Here is a 26,596-nt window from a genome sequence, read left to right on the forward strand (position 1 = left end):
ACTCTATCTATATATAGAGAACGACGCGGCGCGGAGGTATTGCCGGTCTAGCCTGAGCCCCGCACGCGGCAGCGTGCGGGGCTTTTTCAAAATATTTTCACAAAAGGGGTTGCATTGCGAGGGGCGGGTGCATAGAATCACGCCTCTTTCGCGCTACCGGAAACGCGGCGCGGGAGAAGAAGGGAAGCGGTGCGGTTGGGGTGGTTGTAGTGACCCGAAGGCACACGAAGCTGAACCCCTCACCGTCACAACGAAGCAGTTCAAAAAGTTGTTGACGAGTGAAGAAGGGCGGTTCATAATCTCGTTTCTCTGCTGCTGAAAACGCAGCGCTGCTGAGAAACACGAAGTTCCTCGCAGAAATGCTCTTTAAAAATTAACAGCCGATAAGTGTGGGCGCTTGATGGAAGCGAGCTGATCTTCGGGTCAGAAAGCGAAAGTATCAAGAGTCTCACACTAAAGTAAGTCAGGTTTATGAAGAGATTCATATACCTGTCAGCTTTGAGTGAGCGACCGGTTCTTAACGGAACCGAAAACAGTAACAGGTTTAAACTGAAGAGTTTGATCCTGGCTCAGATTGAACGCTGGCGGCATGCCTTACACATGCAAGTCGAACGGCAGCACGGGTGCTTGCACCTGGTGGCGAGTGGCGAACGGGTGAGTAATACATCGGAACATGTCCTGTAGTGGGGGATAGCCCGGCGAAAGCCGGATTAATACCGCATACGATCTATGGATGAAAGCGGGGGACCTTCGGGCCTCGCGCTATAGGGTTGGCCGATGGCTGATTAGCTAGTTGGTGGGGTAAAGGCCTACCAAGGCGACGATCAGTAGCTGGTCTGAGAGGACGACCAGCCACACTGGGACTGAGACACGGCCCAGACTCCTACGGGAGGCAGCAGTGGGGAATTTTGGACAATGGGCGAAAGCCTGATCCAGCAATGCCGCGTGTGTGAAGAAGGCCTTCGGGTTGTAAAGCACTTTTGTCCGGAAAGAAATCCTTGGCTCTAATACAGTCGGGGGATGACGGTACCGGAAGAATAAGCACCGGCTAACTACGTGCCAGCAGCCGCGGTAATACGTAGGGTGCAAGCGTTAATCGGAATTACTGGGCGTAAAGCGTGCGCAGGCGGTTTGCTAAGACCGATGTGAAATCCCCGGGCTCAACCTGGGAACTGCATTGGTGACTGGCAGGCTAGAGTATGGCAGAGGGGGGTAGAATTCCACGTGTAGCAGTGAAATGCGTAGAGATGTGGAGGAATACCGATGGCGAAGGCAGCCCCCTGGGCCAATACTGACGCTCATGCACGAAAGCGTGGGGAGCAAACAGGATTAGATACCCTGGTAGTCCACGCCCTAAACGATGTCAACTAGTTGTTGGGGATTCATTTCCTTAGTAACGTAGCTAACGCGTGAAGTTGACCGCCTGGGGAGTACGGTCGCAAGATTAAAACTCAAAGGAATTGACGGGGACCCGCACAAGCGGTGGATGATGTGGATTAATTCGATGCAACGCGAAAAACCTTACCTACCCTTGACATGGTCGGAATCCTGAAGAGATTCGGGAGTGCTCGAAAGAGAACCGGCGCACAGGTGCTGCATGGCTGTCGTCAGCTCGTGTCGTGAGATGTTGGGTTAAGTCCCGCAACGAGCGCAACCCTTGTCCTTAGTTGCTACGCAAGAGCACTCTAAGGAGACTGCCGGTGACAAACCGGAGGAAGGTGGGGATGACGTCAAGTCCTCATGGCCCTTATGGGTAGGGCTTCACACGTCATACAATGGTCGGAACAGAGGGTTGCCAACCCGCGAGGGGGAGCTAATCCCAGAAAACCGATCGTAGTCCGGATTGCACTCTGCAACTCGAGTGCATGAAGCTGGAATCGCTAGTAATCGCGGATCAGCATGCCGCGGTGAATACGTTCCCGGGTCTTGTACACACCGCCCGTCACACCATGGGAGTGGGTTTTACCAGAAGTGGCTAGTCTAACCGCAAGGAGGACGGTCACCACGGTAGGATTCATGACTGGGGTGAAGTCGTAACAAGGTAGCCGTATCGGAAGGTGCGGCTGGATCACCTCCTTTCCAGAGCTATCTCGCAAAATTGAGCGCTCACGCTTATCGGCTGTAAATTTAAAGACAGACTCAGGGGTCTGTAGCTCAGTCGGTTAGAGCACCGTCTTGATAAGGCGGGGGTCGTTGGTTCGAATCCAACCAGACCCACCATTTGTCTGGCGGTAACACCCTGAGGCATCTGTACTCATGGGGGCATAGCTCAGCTGGGAGAGCACCTGCTTTGCAAGCAGGGGGTCGTCGGTTCGATCCCGTCTGCCTCCACCAATCCTCAATGACAAGCGTTCGACGCGTCGAGCTTTTGTCATTGGCGATTGAGCCAGTCAGAGTGATATGAGTAACACCATATCGGCTGTCGTTCTTTAACAATCTGGAAGAAGTAAGTAATTTGGATAGCGGAAGCGTCTTGAGATGGACGTGAAAACTATCCGGGTTGTGATTGTATCGATGTATCTCAAGATGATTCGAACTTCATGTTCGGCTCAATTGGAATACGGCACAACGCGAGAACTCAACCTGTAGCGACTGTCGATGAGACAGACTCGTTATAGGGTCAAGCGAACAAGTGCATGTGGTGGATGCCTTGGCGATCACAGGCGATGAAGGACGCGGTAGCCTGCGAAAAGCTACGGGGAGCTGGCAAACGAGCTTTGATCCGTAGATGTCCGAATGGGGAAACCCGGCCCTTTTGGGTCATCCTGGACTGAATACATAGGTCCAGAGAAGCGAACGCGGTGAACTGAAACATCTAAGTAACCGCAGGAAAAGAAATCAACCGAGATTCCCAAAGTAGTGGCGAGCGAAATGGGATGAGCCTTGCACTCTTTATTTGTATTGTTAGCCGAACGCTCTGGAAAGTGCGGCCATAGCAGGTGATAGCCCTGTAGGCGAAAACAGTATGAAAGAACTAGGTGTGCGACAAGTAGGGCGGGACACGTGAAATCCTGTCTGAAGATGGGGGGACCATCCTCCAAGGCTAAATACTCGTGATCGACCGATAGTGAACCAGTACCGTGAGGGAAAGGCGAAAAGAACCCCGGGAGGGGAGTGAAATAGATCCTGAAACCGCATGCATACAAACAGTCGGAGCCTCGCAAGGGGTGACGGCGTACCTTTTGTATAATGGGTCAGCGACTTACGTTCAGTAGCAAGCTTAACCGTATAGGGCAGGCGTAGCGAAAGCGAGTCCGAATAGGGCGTTCAGTTGCTGGGCGTAGACCCGAAACCAGGTGATCTATCCATGGCCAGGATGAAGGTGCGGTAACACGTACTGGAGGTCCGAACCCACTAACGTTGAAAAGTTAGGGGATGAGCTGTGGATAGGGGTGAAAGGCTAAACAAACCTGGAAATAGCTGGTTCTCTCCGAAAACTATTTAGGTAGTGCCTCGTGTCTCACCTTCGGGGGTAGAGCACTGTCATGGTTGGGGGGTCTATTGCAGATTACCCCGCCATAGCAAACTCCGAATACCGAAGAGTGCAATCACGGGAGACAGACATCGGGTGCTAACGTCCGGTGTCAAGAGGGAAACAACCCAGACCGCCAGCTAAGGTCCCCAAATATAGCTAAGTGGGAAACGAAGTGGGAAGGCTAAAACAGTCAGGAGGTTGGCTTAGAAGCAGCCACCCTTTAAAGAAAGCGTAATAGCTCACTGATCGAGTCGTCCTGCGCGGAAGATGTAACGGGGCTAAGCTATATACCGAAGCTGCGGATGCGAGCTTTGCTCGCATGGTAGGAGAGCGTTCCGTAAGCCTGCGAAGGTGCCTTGTAAAGGGTGCTGGAGGTATCGGAAGTGCGAATGCTGACATGAGTAGCGATAAAGGGGGTGAAAGGCCCCCTCGCCGTAAGCCCAAGGTTTCCTACGCAACGTTCATCGGCGTAGGGTGAGTCGGCCCCTAAGGCGAGGCAGAAATGCGTAGCTGATGGGAAGCAGGTCAATATTCCTGCACCATTGTTAGATGCGATGGGGGGACGGATCGCGGAAGGTTGTCCGGGTGTTGGAAGTCCCGGTCGCTGCATTGGAGAAGGCACTTAGGCAAATCCGGGTGCGTAATTCAAGGGTGTGGCGCGAGCTCCTTCGGGAGCGAAGCAATTGGAAGTGGTTCCAAGAAAAGCCTCTAAGCTTCAGTCTAACGATGACCGTACCGCAAACCGACACAGGTGGGCGAGATGAGTATTCTAAGGCGCTTGAGAGAACTCGGGAGAAGGAACTCGGCAAATTGGTACCGTAACTTCGGGATAAGGTACGCCCTTGTAGCTTGACTGGCCTGCGCCAGGAGGGTGAAGGGGTTGCAATAAACTGGTGGCTGCGACTGTTTAATAAAAACACAGCACTCTGCAAACACGAAAGTGGACGTATAGGGTGTGACGCCTGCCCGGTGCCGGAAGATTAAATGATGGGGTGCAAGCTCTTGATTGAAGTCCCGGTAAACGGCGGCCGTAACTATAACGGTCCTAAGGTAGCGAAATTCCTTGTCGGGTAAGTTCCGACCTGCACGAATGGCGTAACGATGGCCACACTGTCTCCTCCCGAGACTCAGCGAAGTTGAAGTGTTTGTGATGATGCAATCTACCCGCGGCTAGACGGAAAGACCCCATGAACCTTTACTGTAGCTTTGCATTGGACTTTGAACCGATCTGTGTAGGATAGGTGGGAGGCTATGAAACCGGAACGCTAGTTTCGGTGGAGCCGTCCTTGAAATACCACCCTGGTTTGTTTGAGGTTCTAACCTTGGCCCGTGATCCGGGTCGGGGACAGTGCATGGTAGGCAGTTTGACTGGGGCGGTCTCCTCCCAAAGCGTAACGGAGGAGTACGAAGGTACGCTAGGTACGGTCGGAAATCGTGCTGATAGTGCAATGGCATAAGCGTGCTTAACTGCGAGACCGACAAGTCGAGCAGGTGCGAAAGCAGGTCATAGTGATCCGGTGGTTCTGTATGGAAGGGCCATCGCTCAACGGATAAAAGGTACTCTGGGGATAACAGGCTGATACCGCCCAAGAGTTCATATCGACGGCGGTGTTTGGCACCTCGATGTCGGCTCATCTCATCCTGGGGCTGTAGCCGGTCCCAAGGGTATGGCTGTTCGCCATTTAAAGAGGTACGTGAGCTGGGTTTAAAACGTCGTGAGACAGTTTGGTCCCTATCTGCCGTGGGCGTTGGATATTTGAAGGGGGCTGCTCCTAGTACGAGAGGACCGGAGTGGACGAACCTCTGGTGTACCGGTTGTCACGCCAGTGGCATCGCCGGGTAGCTATGTTCGGAAGAGATAACCGCTGAAAGCATCTAAGCGGGAAACTCGCCTTAAGATGAGATATCCCTGGGGACTAGATCCCCTTGAAGGGTCGTTCGAGACCAGGACGTTGATAGGTCAGGTGTGTAAGCGCAGTAATGCGTTCAGCTAACTGATACTAATTGCCCGTAAGGCTTGATCCTATAACAAGTCTGCCTTGTAGATCGGCGCCGTGCGAAAGCACTGGCCGCGATCCAGAGCGACATGTTGGATTCTCGTGTGTGATACACACAACCTAAATTACTGCTTCTTCCCAGATTGGTTCTGTTGGCCGCGCCAGCAGAACAACCCTCTTTGCCTGATGACCATAGCGAGTCGGTCCCACCCCTTCCCATCCCGAACAGGACCGTGAAACGACTCTACGCCGATGATAGTGCGGATTCCCGTGTGAAAGTAGGTAATCGTCAGGCTCCCCTAAGCCAAGAACCCCCGCCCGAAAGGCGGGGGTTTTTGCATTTGTGCGACGGAAAAGTCTTATGCCTTCGTGACTTGGTAGTAAGCTCTGCTGCCAGCGTGTCGCCCGAGGTCCCCTGCCTACATATATCGATCAGCCGCCCCAGCGGACGACGCATCGACAGGCCGAGAACGGATGCCTGTAGGCACAGCGCTAAGCAGTACACCCTCCCGGGTACCTGCTCCCTATAGTCACTTCGGCAGTCCGAACTGCGGGTTAATCTTGTGCTGCCCGCCAGAGCATGGTGCCGCTTGAGTGCGTCCCTCGGGCGGTCGGTAGCTCCTCGGAAATCGAACGGGTTATCGGCCCGCTGGACATCTATCGCTTCCAGCGATGGTGCACCACACCCCGCGATATCCGGACGCGTACTGCAATGAACTGCGGCCGATTTCCGATATCTCCCTCCGGCGACGAGCCGCAGCTGCGGTCCGTTCCGTCAAGATTTAGGGCTTGGCCGGCCGCGACCTGGTGGTCTCAGTCCGTGCAGCACGGGCGGCCCGGTGGCGTGTCCACGACATCGTCACTTGAGGGCGGCCAGGGTGGCGCGTAAGAGCGTGCACGGTGGGCACGTGTAGGTCGGGGCGAAGTTGTGCTGCCGATGTTTTGTGCCTTGGGCGCCTGCTATTACTCGATTGCGCCGACCGGGAGTGGTCTAGCCGGAGGCATTTTCAGCTCGATCGGCGTATGGCGACCGTCCTAACGGTCGCCATACAGCGAACTATGGCTGCACGGGCACTGGGGGGCTGCTTATAACGCGCCCCAGCCATCGCCGACGAAGAGCGCGTCCGCCGTCGTGCGGAGATCACGCGCTTCGTAGCGTGCGCGAGCAACAGCGGATCTGTGATCCCAGCTCCAGCACAACGAAGAGCATTATGTCGAGCCCGTCTCCACGACATCCGAACCGCCGCCAAACACTCCAACCGACGCCGTTCCAATTGCCCGGCATGGAAATTGCGAAATTTTTTCGTCTACCTGCTTGGCATTCCGGGCAGGAGGTCGTATGATGGCGGTCTTTCGTTTTCAGCAAAGATGCAAATCGCTGCTGAAGACGGGGTCTGACGAAGATGTGGACGCCGATGGCGATCCTCTCGAATTTGCCTTTAGCCGGGCGAGTGCGGGTGTCGGGTGTGTCGGTCTGGTGCCTTGGAAGAAAATGAAAATAATCTTCCGGATGTGCTTGACAAGAGTGTGATGCACCCCCATAATCGTCAGTTCTCTGCGGAGGGGTGCCCGAGTGGCTAAAGGGGGCAGACTGTAAATCTGTTGGCTTACGCCTACGTTGGTTCGAATCCAACCTCCTCCACCAGAACATCAGCGCAGAGAGCGGTAGGGAATCGTTAGTGGCCCGTGCGGGTGTAGCTCAATGGTAGAGCAGAAGCCTTCCAAGCTTACGACGAGGGTTCGATTCCCTTCACCCGCTCCAGTCCGCGAAGTTGAAGCGTTACATGCCCATGTGGCTCAGTGGTAGAGCACTCCCTTGGTAAGGGAGAGGTCGGCAGTTCGATCCTGCCCATGGGCACCAGCAGTAAAAAGTCAGTGTCTGTTTGCGCGCGGCGCAACATGTGAAATTCCTTTCGGGAGTTGAAAATGGCCAAGGAAAAGTTTGAGCGGACCAAGCCGCACGTCAACGTTGGTACGATCGGTCACGTTGACCACGGCAAGACGACGCTGACGGCAGCGATCACGACGGTGCTGACGAAGAAGTTCGGCGGCGAAGCGAAGGCCTACGACCAGATCGACGCGGCACCGGAAGAAAAGGCGCGCGGCATCACGATCAACACGGCACACGTTGAGTACGAAACGGCGAACCGCCACTACGCACACGTCGACTGCCCGGGCCACGCCGACTACGTGAAGAACATGATCACGGGCGCAGCGCAGATGGACGGCGCGATCCTGGTTTGCTCGGCAGCAGACGGCCCGATGCCGCAAACGCGCGAGCACATCCTGCTGGCACGTCAGGTTGGCGTTCCGTACATCATCGTGTTCCTGAACAAGTGCGACATGGTGGACGACGCTGAACTGCTCGAGCTGGTCGAGATGGAAGTTCGCGAACTCCTGTCGAAGTACGACTTCCCGGGCGACGACACGCCGATCGTGAAGGGTTCGGCCAAGCTGGCGCTGGAAGGCGACACGGGCGAGCTGGGCGAAGTGGCGATCATGAACCTGGCAGACGCACTGGACACGTACATCCCGACGCCGGAGCGTGCGGTTGACGGCGCGTTCCTGATGCCGGTGGAAGACGTGTTCTCGATCTCGGGTCGCGGCACGGTGGTGACGGGTCGCGTCGAGCGCGGCATCGTGAAGGTCGGCGAGGAAATCGAAATCGTCGGTATCAAGCCGACGGTGAAGACGACCTGCACGGGCGTTGAAATGTTCCGCAAGCTGCTGGACCAAGGTCAGGCAGGCGACAACGTCGGTATCCTGCTGCGCGGCACGAAGCGTGAAGACGTGGAGCGCGGCCAGGTTCTGGCGAAGCCGGGTTCGATCACGCCGCACACGCACTTCACGGCTGAAGTGTACGTGCTGAGCAAGGACGAAGGCGGCCGTCATACGCCGTTCTTCAACAACTACCGTCCGCAGTTCTACTTCCGTACGACGGACGTGACGGGCTCGATCGAGCTGCCGAAGGACAAGGAAATGGTGATGCCGGGCGACAACGTGTCGATCACGGTGAAGCTGATTGCGCCGATCGCGATGGAAGAAGGTCTGCGCTTCGCAATCCGCGAAGGCGGCCGTACCGTCGGCGCTGGCGTCGTCGCCAAGATCATCGAGTAAGCCAGTTATTCGTTGATCGACAGTTTTGGGGCTGGCAGCAGCCGGCCCCAACATGGTTTAGGGGTATAGCTCAACTGGCAGAGCGTCGGTCTCCAAAACCGAAGGTTGGGGGTTCGATTCCCTCTGCCCCTGCCAAAAATCGCCACGTGTCACACGTGGCATTTGTTTTAAGGTGTTATGGCGAATCCATCCGTCGAAACTGTAAATACCTCCGGCGATAAGCTGATGCTGGCCCTGGGCGTATTGCTGGTCTTGGCCGGATTCGTGGGCTTCTTCTGGCTGGCCAACCAGCAGTGGTATGTCCGCGGTGCCGCATTGGCGGTAGGTATCATCGCCGGCGTGGCCGTCGGTCTGATGTCCGCACCTGGCAAGAGCCTCATCGCCTTTGCTAAGGATTCGTACAAGGAAGTCCGCAAGGTCGTTTGGCCCACCCGCAAGGAAGCAACGCAAACCACACTCGTCGTGTTCGGTTTCGTGCTCGTGATGGCGATTTTCCTCTGGTTGAGTGATAAATCGATCGAATGGGTGATTTTCTCGGCGATTCTGGGTTGGAAATGATATGAGCGATACTCCGGCATCCCCGAGCGGAAAGCGTTGGTACGTCGTGCACGCCTACTCCGGCATGGAGAAGAGCGTGCAGCGTGCGCTTCAAGAGCGCATCGAACGTGCCGGCATGCAGGACAAGTTCGGTCAGATACTCGTTCCGACCGAAGAAGTGGTCGAAGTCAAAGGCGGTCACAAGGCAGTGACCGAACGTCGTTTTTTTCCCGGCTACGTGCTGGTGGAAATGGAAATGACGGACGAAACGTGGCACCTCGTGAAGAACACCGCGAAGGTCACCGGTTTCGTCGGCGGTGCGCGCAACCGCCCGACCCCGATTTCCCCGAAGGAAGTCGAAAAGATCATGTCGCAGATGCAGGAAGGCGTGGAAAAGCCGCGTCCGAAGACCCTGTTCGAAGTTGGCGAGATGGTGCGTGTCAAGGAAGGCCCGTTTACGGACTTCAACGGCACCGTCGAGGAAGTCAACTACGAGAAGTCGCGCGTGCGTGTATCGGTCACGATCTTTGGCCGGTCCACTCCGGTCGAGCTCGAGTTCGGCCAGGTCGAAAAAGTTTGATCCCGATTCGGTGGGCAGCCCAGGCTGCCCACCTTCGCGCTTACGGCCCGCGTCATGGCCGTTGAGGAGCGTCAGTAGCCAGCGGCGAACGCGCGTTATCACTCACCGAACGCCGCCTGGCGTTCCAACGAGGTTTTCAAATGGCAAAGAAGATTGTCGGCTTTATCAAGCTGCAGATCCCTGCAGGTAAAGCCAACCCGTCGCCGCCGGTCGGTCCGGCACTGGGCCAGCGCGGCCTGAACATCATGGAGTTCTGCAAGGCGTTCAACGCGCAGACTCAAGGCATGGAGCCGGGTCTGCCGGTGCCGGTGGTCATCACGGCATTCGCTGACAAGAGCTTCACGTTCGTGATGAAGACGCCGCCGGCGACCGTCCTGATCAAGAAGGCGGCGAAGGTGGACAAGGGCTCGAGCAAGCCGCACACCGACAAGGTCGGTTCGATCACGCGCGCTCAAGCCGAAGAAATCGCGAAGACCAAGATGCCGGACCTTACGGCAGCTGATCTGGACGCAGCCGTTCGCACCATCGCTGGTAGCGCACGCTCGATGGGCATCACCGTGGAGGGCGTGTAAATGGCTAAGATCTCCAAGCGCCGTCAGGCATTCGAAGCGAAGGTCGATCGTCAGAAGCTGTACGCGATCGAAGACGCACTGGCACTCGTGAAGGAATGCGCGAGCGCGAAGTTCAACGAGTCGATCGACGTCGCAGTTCAGCTCGGCATCGATGCGAAGAAGTCGGACCAGGTCGTTCGTGGTTCGGTCGTTCTGCCGGCAGGTACGGGCAAGTCGGTTCGCGTTGCGGTGTTCGCGCAAGGCGAAAAGGCCGAGCAGGCTCGCGCAGCAGGCGCCGAAATCGTCGGTATGGAAGACCTGGCTGAGCAGATCAAGGCTGGCCAGATGGACTTCGACATCGTGATCGCTTCGCCGGACACGATGCGTATCGTCGGTACGCTCGGTCAGATCCTCGGCCCGCGCGGCCTGATGCCGAACCCGAAGGTCGGCACGGTCACGCCGGACGTCGCAACCGCAGTGAAGAACGCAAAGGCAGGTCAGGTGCAGTTCCGCGTCGACAAGGCCGGTATCATCCACGCAACGATCGGCCGTGCGTCGTTCGAAGCGACCGCACTGCGTTCGAACCTGTCGGCACTGATCGAAGCGCTGCAAAAGGCCAAGCCGGCAACGAGCAAGGGCGTCTACCTGCGCAAGATCGCACTGTCGAGCACGATGGGCGTCGGCGTGCGCGTCGACCAGGCTACGCTGGCAGCGCAGTAAGCAAGTATTCGGGCCGCCTCGTTCGCGAAGCGGCCTAAATGGGCTTTGGGCGGTTGTTCGTGCAGCAAGGCGAACAACCGGTTATCAAAGACCGTTGGTGGGACGCAGCAGGCAGGCGAGCCCTTAATTCAAGCCAACGCAGATGGCGAACCCGAAAAAGTTTTGCAGTGGTGAAGCCGCAGGTCGTGAAGCGATTCACGGCATGAGGTGGAAATACTCCTAACGAGGTCGGACGCCGTTGTTGAACGAGGTACGTGAGGTAGCCCTATCGGCAAGCCGAACGTATCGTTTCTGGAGGCTAACCGTGCCGCTTAATAGAGAAGACAAGCAAGCCGTCGTCGCTGAGGTAGCCGCGCAAGTCGCGAAGGCCCAGACCGTTGTGCTGGCTGAGTATCGTGGAATTGCGGTTGGCGATCTGACCAAGCTGCGCGCGAAAGCGCGTGAGCAACAGGTTTACCTGCGCGTGTTGAAGAACACGCTGGCGCGTCGCGCCGTCGAAGGTACGCCGTTTGCTCCGCTGGCAGAGCAGATGACTGGTCCCCTGATCTACGGCATCTCGGAAGATGCCATTGCTGCTGCTAAGGTCGTCAACGACTTCAGCAAGGGCAATGAAAAGTTGGTCATCAAGGCTGGTTCGTTCGATGGCAAGGTGATGGACAAGGCTGGCGTGCAAGCGCTGGCAAGCATCCCGAGCCGCGAAGAACTGCTCTCGAAGCTGCTGTTCGTTATGCAATCGCCTGTTTCGGGCTTCGCGCGCGCTCTCGCCGCGCTGGCCGAGAAGAAGCAAGCGGAAGCTGCGTAAGCGAACGTGCATCAGCGTCATTGATCGCTGGCTGTATCCGAATTCAATTTAGGAGTATTTCAAATGGCAATCGCAAAAGAAGACATCCTGGCAGCAGTCGAAGGGATGACCGTTCTGGAACTGAACGAACTGGTCAAGGCGTTCGAAGAGAAGTTTGGCGTGTCGGCAGCTGCAGTGGCAGTCGCTGGCCCGGCAGGCGGCGCAGCCGCTGCTGTGGAAGAGAAGACCGAATTCACGGTCGTCCTGACTGAAGCAGGCAGCAACAAGGTTGCAGTCATCAAGGCAGTTCGCGAACTGACGGGCCTGGGCCTGAAGGAAGCGAAGGACGTCGTTGACGGCGCACCGAAGGCTGTCAAGGAAGGCGTCGACAAGGCTGCTGCTGAAGAAGCCAAGAAGAAGCTGGAAGAAGCAGGCGCGAAGGTCGAAGTCAAGTAAGTTTCGACGCGCCGTGCGAAGGCTGGCGGTATTTTCACCGCCGGCCTTTTTGTGCTTTGTGGGGACGTTATTCTGGCACTCTTTCGGGAGCCCGAATGATCGGCCCCAGAAGCCAAAGAAAACCGTCAAATCGTTGCCGATGTCGCGACTGGCGTTTCTCTTTGTCTTCTGAAGCGACTGCAGAAGGCAAGTTTGGTCGGGTAGCGGGCAACACAGGCATCCGCTGCCGTCAGCCAGCGGTTGGTAGCGGCCAACCACCAAGCTTCTCGGCTCGTTCAAGCCATCGGGCGGCCATCGGGTCTCAGTCGGTGAACACTCGGGTTTGAAACGTCCAGGTATCCCGCCTCGACAGCACCCGCCGTGATTCGGAGATCGTATGCAATATTCCTTCACCGAGAAGAAGCGCATTCGCAAGAGTTTCGCGAAGCGCCCCATCGTTCACCAAGTTCCGTTCTTGCTGGCCACCCAGCTTGAATCATTCAGCACGTTTCTGCAAGCTGATGTGCCGGCAACGCAACGCAAGCCCGAAGGCTTGCAGGCCGCGTTCACGTCGGTATTTCCCATTGTTTCGCACAACGGTTTCGCGCGCCTCGAGTTCGTGAGCTATGCGCTGTCCTCGCCGGCATTCAACATCAAGGAATGCCAGCAGCGGGGCCTGACGTACTGCTCGGCGCTGCGCGCGAAGGTCCGCCTCGTCATCCTCGACAAGGAATCGCCGAACAAGCCGGTCGTCAAGGAAGTGAAGGAGCAGGAAGTGTACATGGGCGAAATTCCGCTCATGACGCCGACGGGCTCGTTCGTCATCAACGGCACCGAGCGTGTCATCGTCTCGCAGCTGCACCGTTCGCCGGGCGTGTTCTTCGAACACGACAAGGGCAAGACGCACAGCTCGGGCAAGCTGCTGTTCTCGGCACGGATCATTCCGTACCGCGGCTCGTGGCTCGACTTCGAATTCGATCCGAAGGACATCCTGTACTTCCGCGTCGACCGTCGCCGCAAGATGCCGGTCACGATCCTGCTGAAGGCCATCGGCCTCACGCCGGAACAGATCCTCGCGAACTTCTTCGTGTTCGACAACTTCACGCTGATGGACGAAGGCGCGCAACTCGAGTTCGTGCCCGAGCGCCTGCGTGGTGAAGTCGCGCGTTTCGACATCACCGATCGCGACGGCAAGGTCATCGTCCAGAAGGACAAGCGGATCAACGCGAAGCACATTCGCGATCTCGAAGCCGCGAAGACCAAGTTCATCTCGGTGCCGGAAGACTATCTGCTCGGCCGCGTGCTGGCGAAGAACGTCGTTGACGGCGACACCGGCGAAGTGATCGCGAGCGCGAACGACGAAGTCACGGAAAGCGTGCTCGAGAAGCTGCGCGAAGCCGGCATCAAGGACATCCAGACGCTCTACACGAACGATCTGGATCAGGGTCCGTACATTTCGTCGACGCTGCGCGTCGACGAAACGACCGACCGTACGGCCGCGCGCATCGCGATCTACCGCATGATGCGTCCGGGCGAACCGCCGACCGAAGAAGCGGTCGAGGCGCTGTTCAACCGTCTGTTCTACAGCGAAGAAGCGTACGACCTGTCGAAGGTCGGCCGCATGAAGTTCAACCGCCGCGTCGGCCGTGACGAAATCGTCGGCCCGATGACGCTGCAGGACGACGACATCCTCGCGACGATCAAGATCCTCGTCGAGCTGCGCAACGGCAAGGGCGAAGTGGACGACATCGACCACCTCGGCAACCGTCGCGTGCGTTGCGTCGGCGAACTGGCGGAAAACCAGTTCCGCGCCGGTCTCGTGCGTGTCGAGCGCGCGGTGAAGGAACGCCTCGGCCAGGCCGAAAGCGAAAACCTGATGCCGCACGACCTGATCAACTCGAAGCCGATTTCGTCGGCGATCCGCGAGTTCTTCGGTTCGTCGCAGCTGTCGCAGTTCATGGACCAGACCAACCCGCTGTCGGAAATCACGCACAAGCGCCGTGTTTCCGCACTGGGCCCGGGCGGTCTGACGCGCGAGCGCGCAGGCTTCGAAGTCCGCGACGTGCACCCGACCCACTACGGCCGCGTGTGCCCGATCGAAACGCCGGAAGGTCCGAACATCGGCCTGATCAACTCGCTCGCACTGTACGCGCACCTGAACGAGTACGGCTTCCTCGAGACGCCGTACCGCAAGGTCGTGGACAGCAAGGTGACCGACCAGATCGACTACCTGTCGGCGATCGAGGAAGGGCGCTACATGATCGCTCAGGCGAACGCCGCGATCGACGAGAACGGCCAGCTGATCGACGAACTCGTGTCGTCGCGTGAAGCCGGCGAAACGATGATGGTCACGCCGGATCGCATCCAGTACATGGACGTCGCGCCGTCGCAGATCGTGTCGGTGGCAGCTTCGCTGATTCCGTTCCTCGAGCACGACGACGCGAACCGCGCACTGATGGGCTCGAACATGCAGCGTCAGGCCGTGCCGTGCCTGCGTCCGGAGAAGCCGGTCGTCGGTACGGGCATCGAGCGCACCTGTGCGGTCGACTCGGGCACGACGGTTCAGGCGTTCCGCGGCGGTGTGGTCGACTACGTCGACGCAGGCCGTATCGTGATTCGCGTGAACGACGACGAAGCGGTCGCAGGTGAAGTCGGTGTCGACATCTACAACCTGATCAAGTACACGCGTTCGAACCAGAACACGAACATCAACCAGCGTCCGATCGTGAAGATGGGCGACAAGGTCTCGCGCGGCGACGTGCTGGCCGACGGCGCCTCGACGGACCTGGGCGAGCTCGCGCTCGGTCAGAACATGCTGATCGCGTTCATGCCGTGGAACGGCTACAACTTCGAAGACTCGATCCTGATTTCGGAGAAGGTGGTCGCGGACGATCGCTACACGTCGATCCACATCGAAGAGCTGAACGTCGTTGCACGCGACACGAAGCTCGGGCCGGAAGAAATCACGCGCGACATCTCGAACCTGGCGGAAGTCCAGCTCGGCCGTCTCGACGAATCGGGCATCGTGTACATCGGTGCTGAAGTCGAAGCGGGCGACGTGCTGGTCGGCAAGGTCACGCCGAAGGGCGAGACCCAGCTGACGCCGGAAGAGAAGCTGCTGCGCGCGATCTTCGGCGAGAAGGCTTCGGACGTGAAGGACACGTCGCTGCGCGTGCCGTCGGGCATGAGCGGCACGGTGATCGACGTCCAGGTGTTCACGCGCGAAGGCATCCAGCGCGACAAGCGTGCGCAACAGATCATCGACGACGAACTGAAGCGCTACCGTCTCGACCTGAACGACCAGCTGCGCATCGTGGAAGGCGACGCGTTCCAGCGTCTCGCCCGCATGCTGGTGGGCAAGGTCGCGAACGGCGGTCCGAAGAAGCTCGCGAAGGGCACGAAGATCGACCAGGCTTACCTGGAAGATCTCGACCACTACCACTGGTTCGACATCCGCCTCGCGGACGACGAAGCAGCGGCGCAGCTCGAAGCGATCAAGAACTCGATCGAAGAGAAGCGTCACCAGTTCGACCTCGCGTTCGAAGAGAAGCGCAAGAAGCTCACGCAAGGCGACGAACTGCCGCCGGGCGTGCTGAAGATGGTCAAGGTGTACCTCGCGGTGAAGCGCCGCCTGCAGCCTGGCGACAAGATGGCAGGCCGTCACGGTAACAAGGGTGTCGTGTCGAAGATCGTCCCGATCGAAGACATGCCGTACATGGCCGACGGCCGTCCGGCCGACGTCGTGCTGAACCCGCTCGGCGTGCCGTCGCGGATGAACGTGGGTCAGGTGCTCGAAGTTCACCTCGGCTGGGCCGCGAAGGGTCTCGGCTGGCGGATCGGCGAAATGCTGCAGCGTCAGGCGAAGATCGAGGAACTGCGCGTGTTCCTGACGAAGATCTACAACGAGTCGGGCCGCCAGGAAGATCTGGAAAGCTTCACCGACGAAGAGATCCTCGAACTCGCGAAGAACCTGCGCGAAGGCGTGCCGTTCGCGACGCCGGTGTTCGACGGTGCGACCGAGGAAGAAATGGGCAAGATGCTCGACCTCGCGTTCCCGGACGACATCGCGCAACAGCTCGACATGAACCCGTCGAAGAACCAGGTCCGCCTGTACGACGGTCGCACGGGCGAGCAGTTCGAACGTCGCGTGACGCTCGGCTACATGCACTACCTGAAGCTGCACCACCTTGTCGACGACAAGATGCACGCGCGTTCGACGGGCCCGTACTCGCTCGTCACGCAGCAGCCGCTGGGTGGTAAGGCGCAGTTCGGCGGCCAGCGTTTCGGTGAAATGGAAGTGTGGGCACTCGAAGCGTACGGCGCGTCCTACGTGCTGCAGGAAATGCTGACGGTGAAGTCGGACGACGTGACCGGCCGGACGAAGGTCTACGAGAACCTCGTCAAGGGCGATCACGTGATCGATGCAGGCATGCCGGAATCCTTCAACGTGCTGGTGAAGGAAATCCGCTCGCTCGGTATCGACATCGATCTCGACCGCAATTAATCGGACTACGGAGAGAAGGCAATGAAAGCTCTGCTCGATCTATTCAAGCAAGTCCAACAGGAAGAAGTTTTCGACGCGATCAAGATCGGTCTGGCCTCGCCGGACAAGATCCGTTCGTGGTCGTTCGGCGAAGTGAAGAAGCCGGAGACCATCAACTACCGTACGTTCAAGCCGGAACGCGATGGTCTGTTCTGCGCGAAGATCTTCGGGCCGATCAAGGACTACGAGTGCCTGTGCGGCAAGTACAAGCGCCTGAAGCACCGCGGCGTGATCTGCGAGAAGTGCGGCGTCGAAGTGACGCTGGCGAAGGTGCGTCGCGAACGCATGGGCCACATCGAGCTGGCCTCGCCGGTCGCGCACATCTGGTTCCTGAAGTCGCTGCCGTCGCGTCTGGGCATGGTGCTCGACATGACGCTGCGCGACATCGAACGCGTGCTGTACTTCGAAGCGTACGTGGTGATCGAACCGGGCATGACGCCGCTGAAGGCGCGGCAGATCATGACCGAAGAGGATTACTACAACAAGGTCGAGGAATACGGCGACGAATTCCGTGCCGAGATGGGCGCGGAAGGCGTGCGTGAGCTGCTGCGCGCGATCAACATCGACGAGCAGGTCGAGACGCTGCGCACCGAGCTGAAGAACACCGGCTCGGAAGCGAAGATCAAGAAGTACGCGAAGCGCCTGAAGGTCCTCGAGGCATTCCAGCGCTCGGGCATCAAGCCCGAGTGGATGATCCTCGAAGTGCTGCCGGTGCTGCCGCCGGAACTGCGTCCGCTCGTGCCGCTGGACGGCGGCCGTTTCGCGACGTCGGACCTGAACGACCTGTATCGCCGCGTGATCAACCGTAACAACCGGTTGAAGCGTCTGCTCGAGCTGAAGGCGCCTGAAATCATCGTCCGCAACGAAAAGCGGATGCTGCAGGAAGCCGTCGACTCGCTGCTCGACAACGGCCGTCGCGGCAAGGCGATGACGGGCGCGAACAAGCGTCCGCTGAAGTCGCTCGCCGACATGATCAAGGGTAAGGGCGGTCGCTTCCGTCAGAACCTGCTGGGCAAGCGCGTCGACTACTCGGGCCGTTCGGTCATCGTGGTCGGCCCGACGCTGAAGCTGCACCAGTGCGGTCTGCCGAAGCTGATGGCGCTCGAACTGTTCAAGCCGTTCATCTTCAACAAGCTGGAAGTGATGGGCGTCGCGACGACCATCAAGGCTGCGAAGAAGGAAGTCGAGAACCAGACGCCGGTCGTGTGGGACATCCTCGAAGAGGTGATCCGCGAGCATCCGGTGATGCTGAACCGTGCGCCGACGCTGCACCGTCTCGGTATCCAGGCGTTCGAGCCGGTGCTGATCGAAGGCAAGGCGATCCAGCTGCACCCGCTCGTCTGCGCGGCGTTCAACGCCGACTTCGACGGTGACCAGATGGCCGTTCACGTGCCGCTGTCGCTCGAAGCGCAGATGGAAGCGCGCACGCTGATGCTGGCGTCGAACAACGTGCTGTTCCCGGCCAACGGCGATCCGTCGATCGTGCCGTCGCAGGATATCGTGCTGGGTCTGTACTACGCGACCCGCGAAGCGGTCAACGCGAAGGGCGAAGGCCTCTCGTTCACCGGCGTGTCGGAAGTGATCCGCGCGTACGAGAACAAGGAAGTCGAGCTCGCATCGCGCGTGAACGTGCGGATCACCGAAATGGTCCGCAACGAGGACACGTCGGAAGGCGCGCCGCAATTCGTGCCGAAGATCTCGCTGTACGCGACGACCGTCGGCCGCGCGATCCTGTCGGAGATCCTGCCGCACGGCCTGCCGTTCTCGGTGCTGAACAAGCCGCTGAAGAAGAAGGAAATCTCGCGCCTGATCAACACCGCGTTCCGCAAGTGCGGTCTGCGTGCGACGGTCGTGTTCGCCGACCAGCTGATGCAGTCGGGTTTCCGTCTCGCGACGCGCGCCGGTATTTCGATCTGCGTGGACGACATGCTCGTGCCGCCGCAGAAGGAAACGATCGTCGGCGACGCCGCGAAGAAGGTGAAGGAGTACGACCGTCAGTACATGTCGGGTCTCGTCACCGCGCAGGAACGCTACAACAACGTGGTCGACATCTGGTCGGCAACGTCGGAAGCGGTCGGCAAGGCGATGATGGAGCAGCTGTCGACGGAGCCGGTGATCGACCGCGACGGCAACGAGACGCGCCAGGAGTCGTTCAACTCGATCTACATGATGGCCGACTCGGGCGCCCGGGGTTCGGCGGTGCAGATTCGTCAGCTGGCCGGTATGCGTGGCCTGATGGCGAAGCCGGACGGCTCCATTATCGAGACGCCGATTACCGCGAACTTCCGCGAAGGCCTGAACGTGCTGCAGTACTTCATCTCGACCCACGGTGCACGTAAGGGTCTGGCTGATACGGCACTGAAGACCGCGAACTCGGGTTACCTGACGCGTCGTCTCGTCGACGTCACGCAGGATCTGGTGGTGGTCGAGGACGATTGCGGCACGTCGAACGGCGTCGCGATGAAGGCGCTGGTCGAAGGCGGTGAAGTCGTCGAAGCGCTGCGCGACCGTATCCTCGGCCGCGTCGCGGTGGCGGACGTCGTCAATCCGGAAACGCAGGAAACGCTGTACGAATCGGGCACGCTGCTCGACGAAACGGCGGTCGAGGAAATCGAACGCCTCGGCATCGACGAAGTGCGCGTGCGCACGCCGCTGACCTGCGAAACGCGCTACGGTCTGTGCGCGGCCTGCTACGGCCGCGACCTCGGCCGCGGCTCGCTGGTGAACGTCGGCGAAGCAGTCGGCGTGATCGCGGCACAGTCGATCGGCGAACCGGGCACGCAGCTGACGATGCGTACGTTCCACATCGGTGGTGCGGCATCGCGTGCGGCAGTGGCGTCGTCGGTCGAAGCGAAGAGCAACGGTATCGTGCGTTTCACGGCGACGATGCGCTACGTGACGAACGCGAAGGGCGAGCAGATCGTCATTTCGCGCTCGGGCGAGGCGCTGATCACCGACGATATCGGCCGCGAGCGCGAACGTCACAAGATCCCGTACGGCGCGACGCTGCTGCAGCTCGACGGTGCGACGATCAAGGCCGGCACGCAGCTGGCGACGTGGGACCCGATGACGCGTCCGATCATCACCGAGTACGGTGGTACGGTGAAGTTCGAGAACGTCGAGGAAGGCGTGACCGTCGCGAAGCAGATCGACGACGTGACCGGTCTGTCGACGCTGGTCGTGATCGACGTGAAGCGCCGCGGTTCGCAGGCGTCGAAGAGCGTGCGTCCGCAGGTGAAGTTGCTCGACGCGAACGGCGAGGAAGTGAAGATCCCGGGCACGGAGCACGCGGTGCAGATCGGCTTCCAGGTCGGCGCACTGATCACCGTGAAGGATGGTCAGCAAGTGCAGGTGGGTGAAGTGCTCGCACGTATCCCGACCGAAGCGCAGAAGACGCGTGACATTACCGGCGGTCTGCCGCGGGTGGCGGAACTGTTCGAAGCGCGTTCGCCGAAGGATGCGGGCATCCTCGCGGAAGTCACCGGCACGACGTCGTTCGGCAAGGACACGAAGGGCAAGCAGCGTCTCGTCATCACGGACCTCGAAGGCAATCAGCACGAGTTCCTGATCGCGAAGGAAAAGCAGGTGCTGGTCCACGATGCTCAGGTCGTCAACAAGGGCGAAATGATCGTGGACGGCCCGGCCGATCCGCACGACATCCTGCGTCTGCAGGGTATCGAGGCGCTGTCGCGCTACATCGTCGACGAAGTGCAGGACGTGTACCGTCTGCAGGGCGTGAAGATCAACGACAAGCACATCGAGGTGATCGTTCGCCAGATGCTGCGTCGTGTGCAGATCACCGACAACGGCGATACGCGCTTCATCCCGGGCGAACAGGTCGAGCGTTCCGACATGCTGGACGAGAACGATCGCATGATCGCCGAGGGCAAGCGCCCGGCTTCGTACGACAACGTGCTGCTCGGTATCACGAAGGCGTCGCTGTCGACCGACTCGTTCATCTCCGCGGCATCGTTCCAGGAAACGACCCGCGTGCTGACCGAAGCGGCGATCATGGGCAAGCGCGACGATCTGCGCGGCCTGAAGGAAAACGTGATCGTCGGCCGTCTGATTCCGGCCGGTACGGGTCTCGCGTTCCACAAGGCACGCAAGGCGAAGGAGATGTCCGACCGCGAGCGTTTCGACCAGATCGCAGCGGAAGAGGCATTCGACTTCGGCACGCCGAGCGCGCCCGCGGAAGAGCCGCAACACCCGGCAGCCGAATAAGCGCGGGGCGGCGCGAGCCGCTTCCCGTTGCCTTATTCGCTGTCGTCGAAACCGCCCGGTCCGCCGGGCGGTTTTTTTTGTCCGTCGTCCACGCGCATGACGGGCTTGCCGCACGATCGGGCAGGCCCGTCATGCGCGCGCGTGAACCCGTCCGATTGGCCGACGTTGCACGATACGCCGTGCGTTGTGCGGGCGGGTTGTTAAAATTGCGGTCATCCTTCCGCTGTCCTATTTCTCATTCATGTCCCGCGCCCTCGAAATCCTCGACGAAGTCTTCGGTTATTCCGCCTTTCGCGGCCAGCAGGGCGAGATCGTCGAACACGTCGCCGGCGGCGGCGATTGCCTCGTGCTGATGCCGACGGGCGGCGGCAAGTCGCTGTGCTACCAGATTCCTGCGCTGCTGCGCCGCGAGGTCGGGCAGGGCGCCGGCATCGTCGTGTCGCCGCTGATCGCGCTGATGCAGGACCAGGTCGCCGCGCTGCGCGAAGTCGGCGTGCGCGCCGCGTACCTGAACTCGACGCTGTCCGGTGCCGAGGCCGCCGCGACCGAGCGTGCGCTGCGCGAAGGCGAGATCGATCTGCTGTACGTCGCGCCGGAGCGTCTGATGACCGGCCGCTTCCTCGAGCTGCTCGAGCGCGCGAGGATCGGCCTGTTCGCGATCGACGAGGCGCACTGCGTGTCGCAGTGGGGGCACGATTTCCGGCCTGAATACATCCAGCTGTCGGTGCTGCACGAGCGTTTCCCGTCGGTGCCGCGCATCGCGCTGACGGCCACCGCCGACGCGATCACGCGCGACGAGATCATCCATCGTCTCGCGCTCGACGATGCGCGCGTGTTCGTGTCGAGCTTCGACCGCCCGAACATCCGCTACCGGATCGTCGAAAAGGACAACGCGCGCGCGCAGCTGCTCGACTTCATCCGCGCCGAACACACGAACGCGGACGGCACGACCGACGCGGGCGTCGTCTACTGCCTGTCGCGTCGCAAGGTCGAGGAGACGGCCGAATGGCTGAAGGCGCAAGGCGTGCGCGCGCTGCCGTATCACGCGGGGATGGAGTTCGAGGTGCGGCAAAAGCACCAGGAAATGTTCCAGCGCGAAGAAGGCGTCGTGATGTGCGCGACGATCGCGTTCGGCATGGGCATCGACAAGCCCGACGTGCGCTTCGTCGCGCACCTCGATTTGCCGAAGAGCGTCGAGGGCTACTACCAGGAAACCGGCCGCGCCGGGCGCGACGGTTTGCCGGCGAACGCCTGGATGGCGTACGGCCTCGGCGACGTCGTGCAGCAGCGCAAGATGATCGACGAATCCGATGCGGACGACGCGCACAAGCGCGTGCAAACGTCGAAGCTCGACGCGCTGCTCGGGCTGTGCGAGACGATCTCGTGCCGGCGCGTGCGCTTGCTGAATTACTTCGGCGAGGCGAGCGAGCCGTGCGGCAACTGCGATACCTGTCTCGAGCCGCCCGATTCGTGGGATGCGACGCGCGAGGCGCAGATGGCGCTGTCGTGCGTGTTCCGCGCGCAGCGCGCGAGCGGCTTCAATTTCGGCGCGAGCCATCTGATCGAGATCCTGCGCGGCGCGCGCACCGAGAAGGTCCTGCAGCGTGGCCACGATCAATTGAGCACCTTCGGGATCGGCGCGGCGCTGTCCGAGCCCGAGTGGCGCGCGATTTTCCGGCAACTGGTCGCGTACGGCTATCTGGCCGTCGATCACGGGGGCTTCGGCGCGCTCGTGCTGACCGAGGCCGCGAAGCCGGTGCTGAAGAATGAGGAGAAGGTGACGCTGCGCCGCTACGTGAAGCCGCAGCGCTCCTCGCGCCAGTCGTCCAGCCGCAGCGGCACGCGCGTCGACCCGACGGCCGGCATGGGCGCCCGCGAGCGGGCACGCTGGGACGCGCTGCGTGCATGGCGCGCGGAAACCGCGAAGTCCGACGGCGTGCCGGCGTATGTGATCTTCCACGACGCGACGCTCGCCGAAATCGCGCGCAACGCGCCGGAGACGATCGAAGACCTGCGCCATATCCCCGGCATGGGCGTGCGCAAGCTCGAACGCTTCGGCGACGAGATCATCGACGTCGTCGAATCGGCGTGATCGAAGCGTGACGGCGGCGCGCGGGCAGCACGACCGTGTCCGTCCCAACCGTCGACGTAAACCGGCCGCGCGCCCGGCAAATCACGCAAGCCGTTGACTTAGTTGGTATTTCCGGAATATGATGTTGGGTTCCGGTATTCGGTGGGCCGAGTCGCGTCGAGCGCTGTTCGAAGGTTCGTGCCCGTATCGCCGGTTCGGAAGTCAACTGTGCGCCGATTTTCGCTTTGCCCGAAATCGGTGTGCAGATTTTGTTCAATTTCAGGAATAAACAATGCCAACCATCAACCAACTGGTTCGCAAAGGCCGTCAGTCGGAAACGACGAAGAGCAAGAGCCCGGCCCTGCAGGACTGCCCCCAGCGTCGCGGCGTGTGCACCCGTGTGTACACGACGACGCCGAAGAAGCCGAACTCGGCACTCCGTAAGGTTGCCAAGGTTCGTCTGACGAACGGCTTCGAAGTGATTTCGTACATCGGCGGTGAAGGCCACAACCTGCAGGAACACTCGGTTGTGCTGATCCGCGGCGGCCGTGTGAAGGACTTGCCGGGTGTGCGTTACCACATGGTTCGCGGCTCGCTGGATACCCAGGGCGTCAAGGACCGTAAGCAAGCGCGCTCGAAGTACGGCGCGAAGCGTGCAAAGGCTGCCAAGTAAGCAGTTTTTGATCAGGGATCGCCGCAGGGCGGTCAAGGCGGGAGTGCCGGATTGCCGGTGCTGTCGAGTAAGTGGTCACCCGGCCAAGCTGGTTAGTCGTGAAGATGTGATCGGGTTTGTTGGTGGCCGCGGAGCTGGATGCAGCTCCAACTGAACAGGTAAAGGAAGAATCATGCCGCGTCGTCGCGAAGTCCCCAAGCGGGAAGTGTTGCCGGATCCGAAGTTCGGCAACGTTGATGTAGCCAAGTTCATGAACATGCTGATGCTGTCCGGCAAGAAGTCGGTTGCAGAACGCATCGTTTATGGCGCATTCGAACAGATCCAGACCAAGGGTGGCAAGGACCCGCTGGAAGTGTTCACCGTTGCGCTCAACAACGTGAAGCCGGTGGTCGAAGTGAAGAGCCGCCGCGTTGGTGGTGCCAACTATCAAGTTCCGGTCGAAGTGCGCCCGTCGCGTCGTATGGCATTGGCGATGCGCTGGCTGCGTGAGGCTGCGAAGAAGCGCAGCGAGAAGTCGATGGCTCTGCGTCTGGCAGGCGAACTCTCCGAAGCGGCCGAAGGCCGTGGCGGCGCGATGAAGAAGCGCGATGAAGTTCACCGCATGGCAGAAGCCAACCGCGCGTTCTCGCATTTCCGTTTCTAAGCGCCTGGCTGGGCTGTAGCGGAAATAAATTCCGGGCGGGTGCGCTTTTCAGGCGCCTCGCCCGTTTGTGTTGAGGCGTGATGCAGCAGGGCTGCGTCACGTCATCCCAGTAGAGGATCAAAGTGGCTCGCAAGACTCCCATCGAGCGCTACCGCAATATCGGTATTAGCGCTCACATCGACGCCGGCAAGACGACGACGACCGAGCGCATTCTGTTTTACACCGGTGTGAACCACAAGATCGGTGAAGTCCACGACGGCGCAGCAACGATGGACTGGATGGAGCAGGAACAGGAGCGTGGCATCACGATCACGTCCGCTGCAACCACGGCCTTCTGGAAGGGCATGGGCGGCAACTATCCGGAACACCGCATCAACATCATCGACACCCCGGGCCACGTCGACTTCACGATCGAAGTCGAGCGCTCGATGCGCGTGCTCGACGGTGCGTGCATGGTCTACTGCGCAGTGGGCGGCGTGCAGCCGCAGTCGGAAACGGTGTGGCGCCAGGCGAACAAGTACAAGGTGCCCCGTCTCGCGTTCGTCAACAAGATGGACCGTACCGGCGCGAACTTCTTCAAGGTCTACGACCAGCTCCGTCTGCGCCTGAAGGCGAACCCGGTTCCGGTCGTGGTGCCGATCGGCTCGGAAGAAAACTTCAAGGGCGTGGTCGACCTGATCAAGATGAAGGCGATCATTTGGGACGAAGCGTCGCAAGGCACGAAGTTCGACTACGTCGACATCCCGGCCGAGCTCGCGGAAACCTGCAAGGAATGGCGCGAAAAGATGGTCGAAGCGGCTGCTGAAGCCAGCGAAGACCTGATGAACAAGTACCTGGAAGAAGGCGATCTGCCGGAAGCCGACATCATCAAGGCGCTGCGCGACCGTACGATCGCGTGCGAAATCCAGCCGATGCTGTGCGGTACCGCGTTCAAGAACAAGGGCGTGCAGCGCATGCTCGACGCCGTGATCGACTTCCTGCCGTCGCCGGTCGACATTCCGCCGGTCAAGGGCGAACTCGAAAACGGTGAAGCGGCAGAGCGCAAGGCATCGGACGAAGAGAAGTTCTCGTCGCTGGCGTTCAAGATCATGACCGACCCGTTCGTCGGCCAGCTGATCTTCTTCCGTGTGTACTCGGGCGTCGTCAACTCGGGCGACACGCTGCTGAACTCGACCAAGGGCAAGAAGGAACGCCTCGGCCGGATTCTGCAGATGCACGCGAACCAGCGCGAAGAAATCAAGGAAGTTCGCGCCGGCGACATCGCCGCTGCGGTCGGCCTGAAGGAAGCAACCACGGGCGACACGCTGTGCGACCCGGCGAACCCGATCGTTCTCGAACGCATGGTGTTCCCGGAGCCGGTGATTTCGCAGGCCGTCGAGCCGAAGACGAAGGCCGACCAGGAAAAGATGGGCCTCGCGCTGAACCGTCTGGCGCAGGAAGACCCGTCGTTCCGCGTGCAGACCGACGAAGAATCGGGCCAGACCATCATTTCGGGCATGGGCGAGCTCCACCTCGAAATTCTGGTCGACCGGATGAAGCGTGAATTCGGCGTGGAAGCAACCGTCGGCAAGCCGCAGGTTGCATACCGCGAAACGATCCGTTCGACGGCGAAGGACGTCGACGGCAAGTTCGTCAAGCAGTCGGGTGGTCGCGGCCAGTACGGTCACGCGGTCATCACGCTCGAGCCGAACGAGCAGGGCAAGGGCTACGAGTTCTTCGACGAGATCAAGGGTGGTGTGATTCCGCGTGAATACATCCCGGCGGTCGACAAGGGTATCCAGGACACGCTGAAGTCGGGCGTGCTGGCCGGCTTCCCGGTCGTCGACGTGAAGGTTCACCTGACGTTCGGTTCGTACCACGACGTCGACTCGAACGAAAATGCGTTCCGCATGGCCGGTTCGATGGCGTTCAAGGAAGCAATGCGCAAGGCGAACCCGGTCGTCCTCGAGCCGATGATGGCTGTCGAAGTCGAGACGCCGGAAGACTACATGGGCAACGTGATGGGCGACCTGTCGGGCCGTCGCGGTATCGTCCAGGGCATGGAAGACATGGTTGGCGGCGGCAAGATCGTTCGCGCCGAAGTGCCGCTGTCGGAAATGTTCGGTTACTCGACGTCGCTGCGCTCGCTGACGCAAGGTCGCGCAACGTACACGATGGAGTTCAAGCACTACGCCGAAGCTCCGCGCAACGTTGCTGACGCGATCATCAGCGCGAAGTCGAAGTAAATCTGAAGCTACCCAACCGATATT

The 26,596-nt window shown here is 59.9% G+C and carries 14 protein-coding genes, 6 tRNA genes and 3 rRNA genes; all 23 read left to right on the top strand.

Annotation, left to right across the window (positions count from 1 at the left end; translation table 11 throughout):
* Positions 1-546 precede the first annotated feature (546 nt).
* The 23 genes from MYA_RS01220 to fusA all read left to right on the top strand — a co-directional run bounded on the left by MYA_RS01220 (position 547) and on the right by fusA (position 26,572).
* Positions 547-2,079, top strand: a 16S ribosomal RNA gene (locus MYA_RS01220).
* Positions 2,080-2,143: 64 nt separating this feature from the next.
* A tRNA-Ile gene (locus MYA_RS01225) sits at positions 2,144-2,220 on the top strand.
* A 38-nt stretch (positions 2,221-2,258) separates the two neighbouring features.
* Positions 2,259-2,334 (top strand) — tRNA-Ala (locus MYA_RS01230).
* A 284-nt stretch (positions 2,335-2,618) separates the two neighbouring features.
* A 23S ribosomal RNA gene (locus MYA_RS01235) occupies positions 2,619-5,500 on the top strand.
* 154 nt (positions 5,501-5,654) lie between these two features.
* Positions 5,655-5,767 (top strand): 5S ribosomal RNA (gene rrf, locus MYA_RS01240).
* Together the 16S, 23S and 5S rRNA genes with 2 tRNA genes alongside form the textbook arrangement of a ribosomal RNA operon.
* Before the next feature lie 1,044 nt (positions 5,768-6,811).
* Positions 6,812-7,003, top strand: a complete 192-nt coding sequence (locus tag MYA_RS01245) for a hypothetical protein (protein ID WP_041493735.1) — start codon at positions 6,812-6,814, stop codon at positions 7,001-7,003.
* Positions 7,004-7,031: 28 nt separating this feature from the next.
* Positions 7,032-7,117: transfer RNA gene (locus MYA_RS01250), tRNA-Tyr, on the top strand.
* 43 nt (positions 7,118-7,160) lie between these two features.
* A tRNA-Gly gene (locus MYA_RS01255) sits at positions 7,161-7,234 on the top strand.
* Positions 7,235-7,258: 24 nt separating this feature from the next.
* Positions 7,259-7,333: transfer RNA gene (locus MYA_RS01260), tRNA-Thr, on the top strand.
* A 65-nt stretch (positions 7,334-7,398) separates the two neighbouring features.
* Positions 7,399-8,589: an elongation factor Tu gene (gene tuf / locus MYA_RS01265; RefSeq protein ID WP_011882996.1), complete on the top strand. Its 1,191-nt coding sequence runs from the start codon at positions 7,399-7,401 to the stop codon at positions 8,587-8,589.
* Between the two features lie 59 nt (positions 8,590-8,648).
* Positions 8,649-8,724, top strand: a tRNA-Trp gene (locus tag MYA_RS01270).
* Between the two features lie 42 nt (positions 8,725-8,766).
* Positions 8,767-9,147 (top strand): preprotein translocase subunit SecE, encoded by a 381-nt coding sequence (secE, locus tag MYA_RS01275; protein WP_006482892.1) that lies wholly within the window; start codon positions 8,767-8,769, stop codon positions 9,145-9,147.
* Between the two features lies 1 nt (position 9,148).
* Positions 9,149-9,706, top strand: coding sequence for a transcription termination/antitermination protein NusG (nusG, locus tag MYA_RS01280; RefSeq protein WP_006400672.1), 558 nt, complete (start codon positions 9,149-9,151; stop codon positions 9,704-9,706).
* A gap of 140 nt (positions 9,707-9,846) precedes the next feature.
* Positions 9,847-10,278, top strand: coding sequence for a 50S ribosomal protein L11 (gene rplK / locus MYA_RS01285; protein ID WP_006753591.1), 432 nt, complete (start codon positions 9,847-9,849; stop codon positions 10,276-10,278).
* Positions 10,279-10,977, top strand: coding sequence for a 50S ribosomal protein L1 (gene rplA / locus MYA_RS01290; RefSeq protein ID WP_011882997.1), 699 nt, complete (start codon positions 10,279-10,281; stop codon positions 10,975-10,977).
* Between the two features lie 304 nt (positions 10,978-11,281).
* A complete protein-coding gene (gene rplJ / locus MYA_RS01295; RefSeq protein WP_014722280.1) occupies positions 11,282-11,779 on the top strand; it encodes a 50S ribosomal protein L10 in 498 nt (165 codons plus the stop codon).
* Between the two features lie 63 nt (positions 11,780-11,842).
* Entirely contained in the window at positions 11,843-12,214 is a 372-nt protein-coding gene (rplL, locus tag MYA_RS01300; protein WP_011882999.1) for a 50S ribosomal protein L7/L12, read from the top strand.
* 376 nt (positions 12,215-12,590) lie between these two features.
* Positions 12,591-16,697, top strand: coding sequence for a DNA-directed RNA polymerase subunit beta (rpoB, locus tag MYA_RS01305; protein WP_011883000.1), 4,107 nt, complete (start codon positions 12,591-12,593; stop codon positions 16,695-16,697).
* A gap of 21 nt (positions 16,698-16,718) precedes the next feature.
* A complete protein-coding gene (rpoC, locus tag MYA_RS01310; RefSeq protein ID WP_011883001.1) occupies positions 16,719-20,960 on the top strand; it encodes a DNA-directed RNA polymerase subunit beta' in 4,242 nt (1,413 codons plus the stop codon).
* 241 nt (positions 20,961-21,201) lie between these two features.
* Positions 21,202-23,052 (top strand): DNA helicase RecQ, encoded by a 1,851-nt coding sequence (gene recQ / locus MYA_RS01315; protein WP_011883002.1) that lies wholly within the window; start codon positions 21,202-21,204, stop codon positions 23,050-23,052.
* 271 nt (positions 23,053-23,323) lie between these two features.
* On the top strand, positions 23,324-23,704 hold the full coding sequence (gene rpsL / locus MYA_RS01320; protein WP_006400662.1) for a 30S ribosomal protein S12: 381 nt from the start codon (positions 23,324-23,326) through the stop codon (positions 23,702-23,704).
* A 172-nt stretch (positions 23,705-23,876) separates the two neighbouring features.
* Positions 23,877-24,347: a 30S ribosomal protein S7 gene (gene rpsG, locus MYA_RS01325; RefSeq protein WP_006477195.1), complete on the top strand. Its 471-nt coding sequence runs from the start codon at positions 23,877-23,879 to the stop codon at positions 24,345-24,347.
* 122 nt (positions 24,348-24,469) lie between these two features.
* Positions 24,470-26,572, top strand: a complete 2,103-nt coding sequence (gene fusA / locus MYA_RS01330) for an elongation factor G (protein WP_011883003.1) — start codon at positions 24,470-24,472, stop codon at positions 26,570-26,572.
* The last annotated feature ends 24 nt before the right edge of the window (positions 26,573-26,596 follow it).

Origin of the sequence: Burkholderia sp. KJ006, from assembly GCF_000262695.1 — a bacterium.
Taxonomy (GTDB): Bacteria; Pseudomonadota; Gammaproteobacteria; order Burkholderiales; family Burkholderiaceae; genus Burkholderia; species Burkholderia vietnamiensis.

What these genes read in the sequence shown, in the direction of transcription:
- MYA_RS01245 (WP_041493735.1), top strand. Translation starts at nt 6,812, where the DNA reads ATGATGGCGGTCTTTCGTTTTCAGCAAAGATGCAAATCGCTGCTGAAG.
- tuf (WP_011882996.1), top strand. Translation starts at nt 7,399, where the DNA reads ATGGCCAAGGAAAAGTTTGAGCGGACCAAGCCGCACGTCAACGTTGGT.
- secE (WP_006482892.1), top strand. Translation starts at nt 8,767, where the DNA reads ATGGCGAATCCATCCGTCGAAACTGTAAATACCTCCGGCGATAAGCTG.
- nusG (WP_006400672.1), top strand. Translation starts at nt 9,149, where the DNA reads ATGAGCGATACTCCGGCATCCCCGAGCGGAAAGCGTTGGTACGTCGTG.
- rplK (WP_006753591.1), top strand. Translation starts at nt 9,847, where the DNA reads ATGGCAAAGAAGATTGTCGGCTTTATCAAGCTGCAGATCCCTGCAGGT.
- rplA (WP_011882997.1), top strand. Translation starts at nt 10,279, where the DNA reads ATGGCTAAGATCTCCAAGCGCCGTCAGGCATTCGAAGCGAAGGTCGAT.
- rplL (WP_011882999.1), top strand. Translation starts at nt 11,843, where the DNA reads ATGGCAATCGCAAAAGAAGACATCCTGGCAGCAGTCGAAGGGATGACC.
- rpoB (WP_011883000.1), top strand. Translation starts at nt 12,591, where the DNA reads ATGCAATATTCCTTCACCGAGAAGAAGCGCATTCGCAAGAGTTTCGCG.
- rpoC (WP_011883001.1), top strand. Translation starts at nt 16,719, where the DNA reads ATGAAAGCTCTGCTCGATCTATTCAAGCAAGTCCAACAGGAAGAAGTT.
- recQ (WP_011883002.1), top strand. Translation starts at nt 21,202, where the DNA reads ATGTCCCGCGCCCTCGAAATCCTCGACGAAGTCTTCGGTTATTCCGCC.
- rpsL (WP_006400662.1), top strand. Translation starts at nt 23,324, where the DNA reads ATGCCAACCATCAACCAACTGGTTCGCAAAGGCCGTCAGTCGGAAACG.
- rpsG (WP_006477195.1), top strand. Translation starts at nt 23,877, where the DNA reads ATGCCGCGTCGTCGCGAAGTCCCCAAGCGGGAAGTGTTGCCGGATCCG.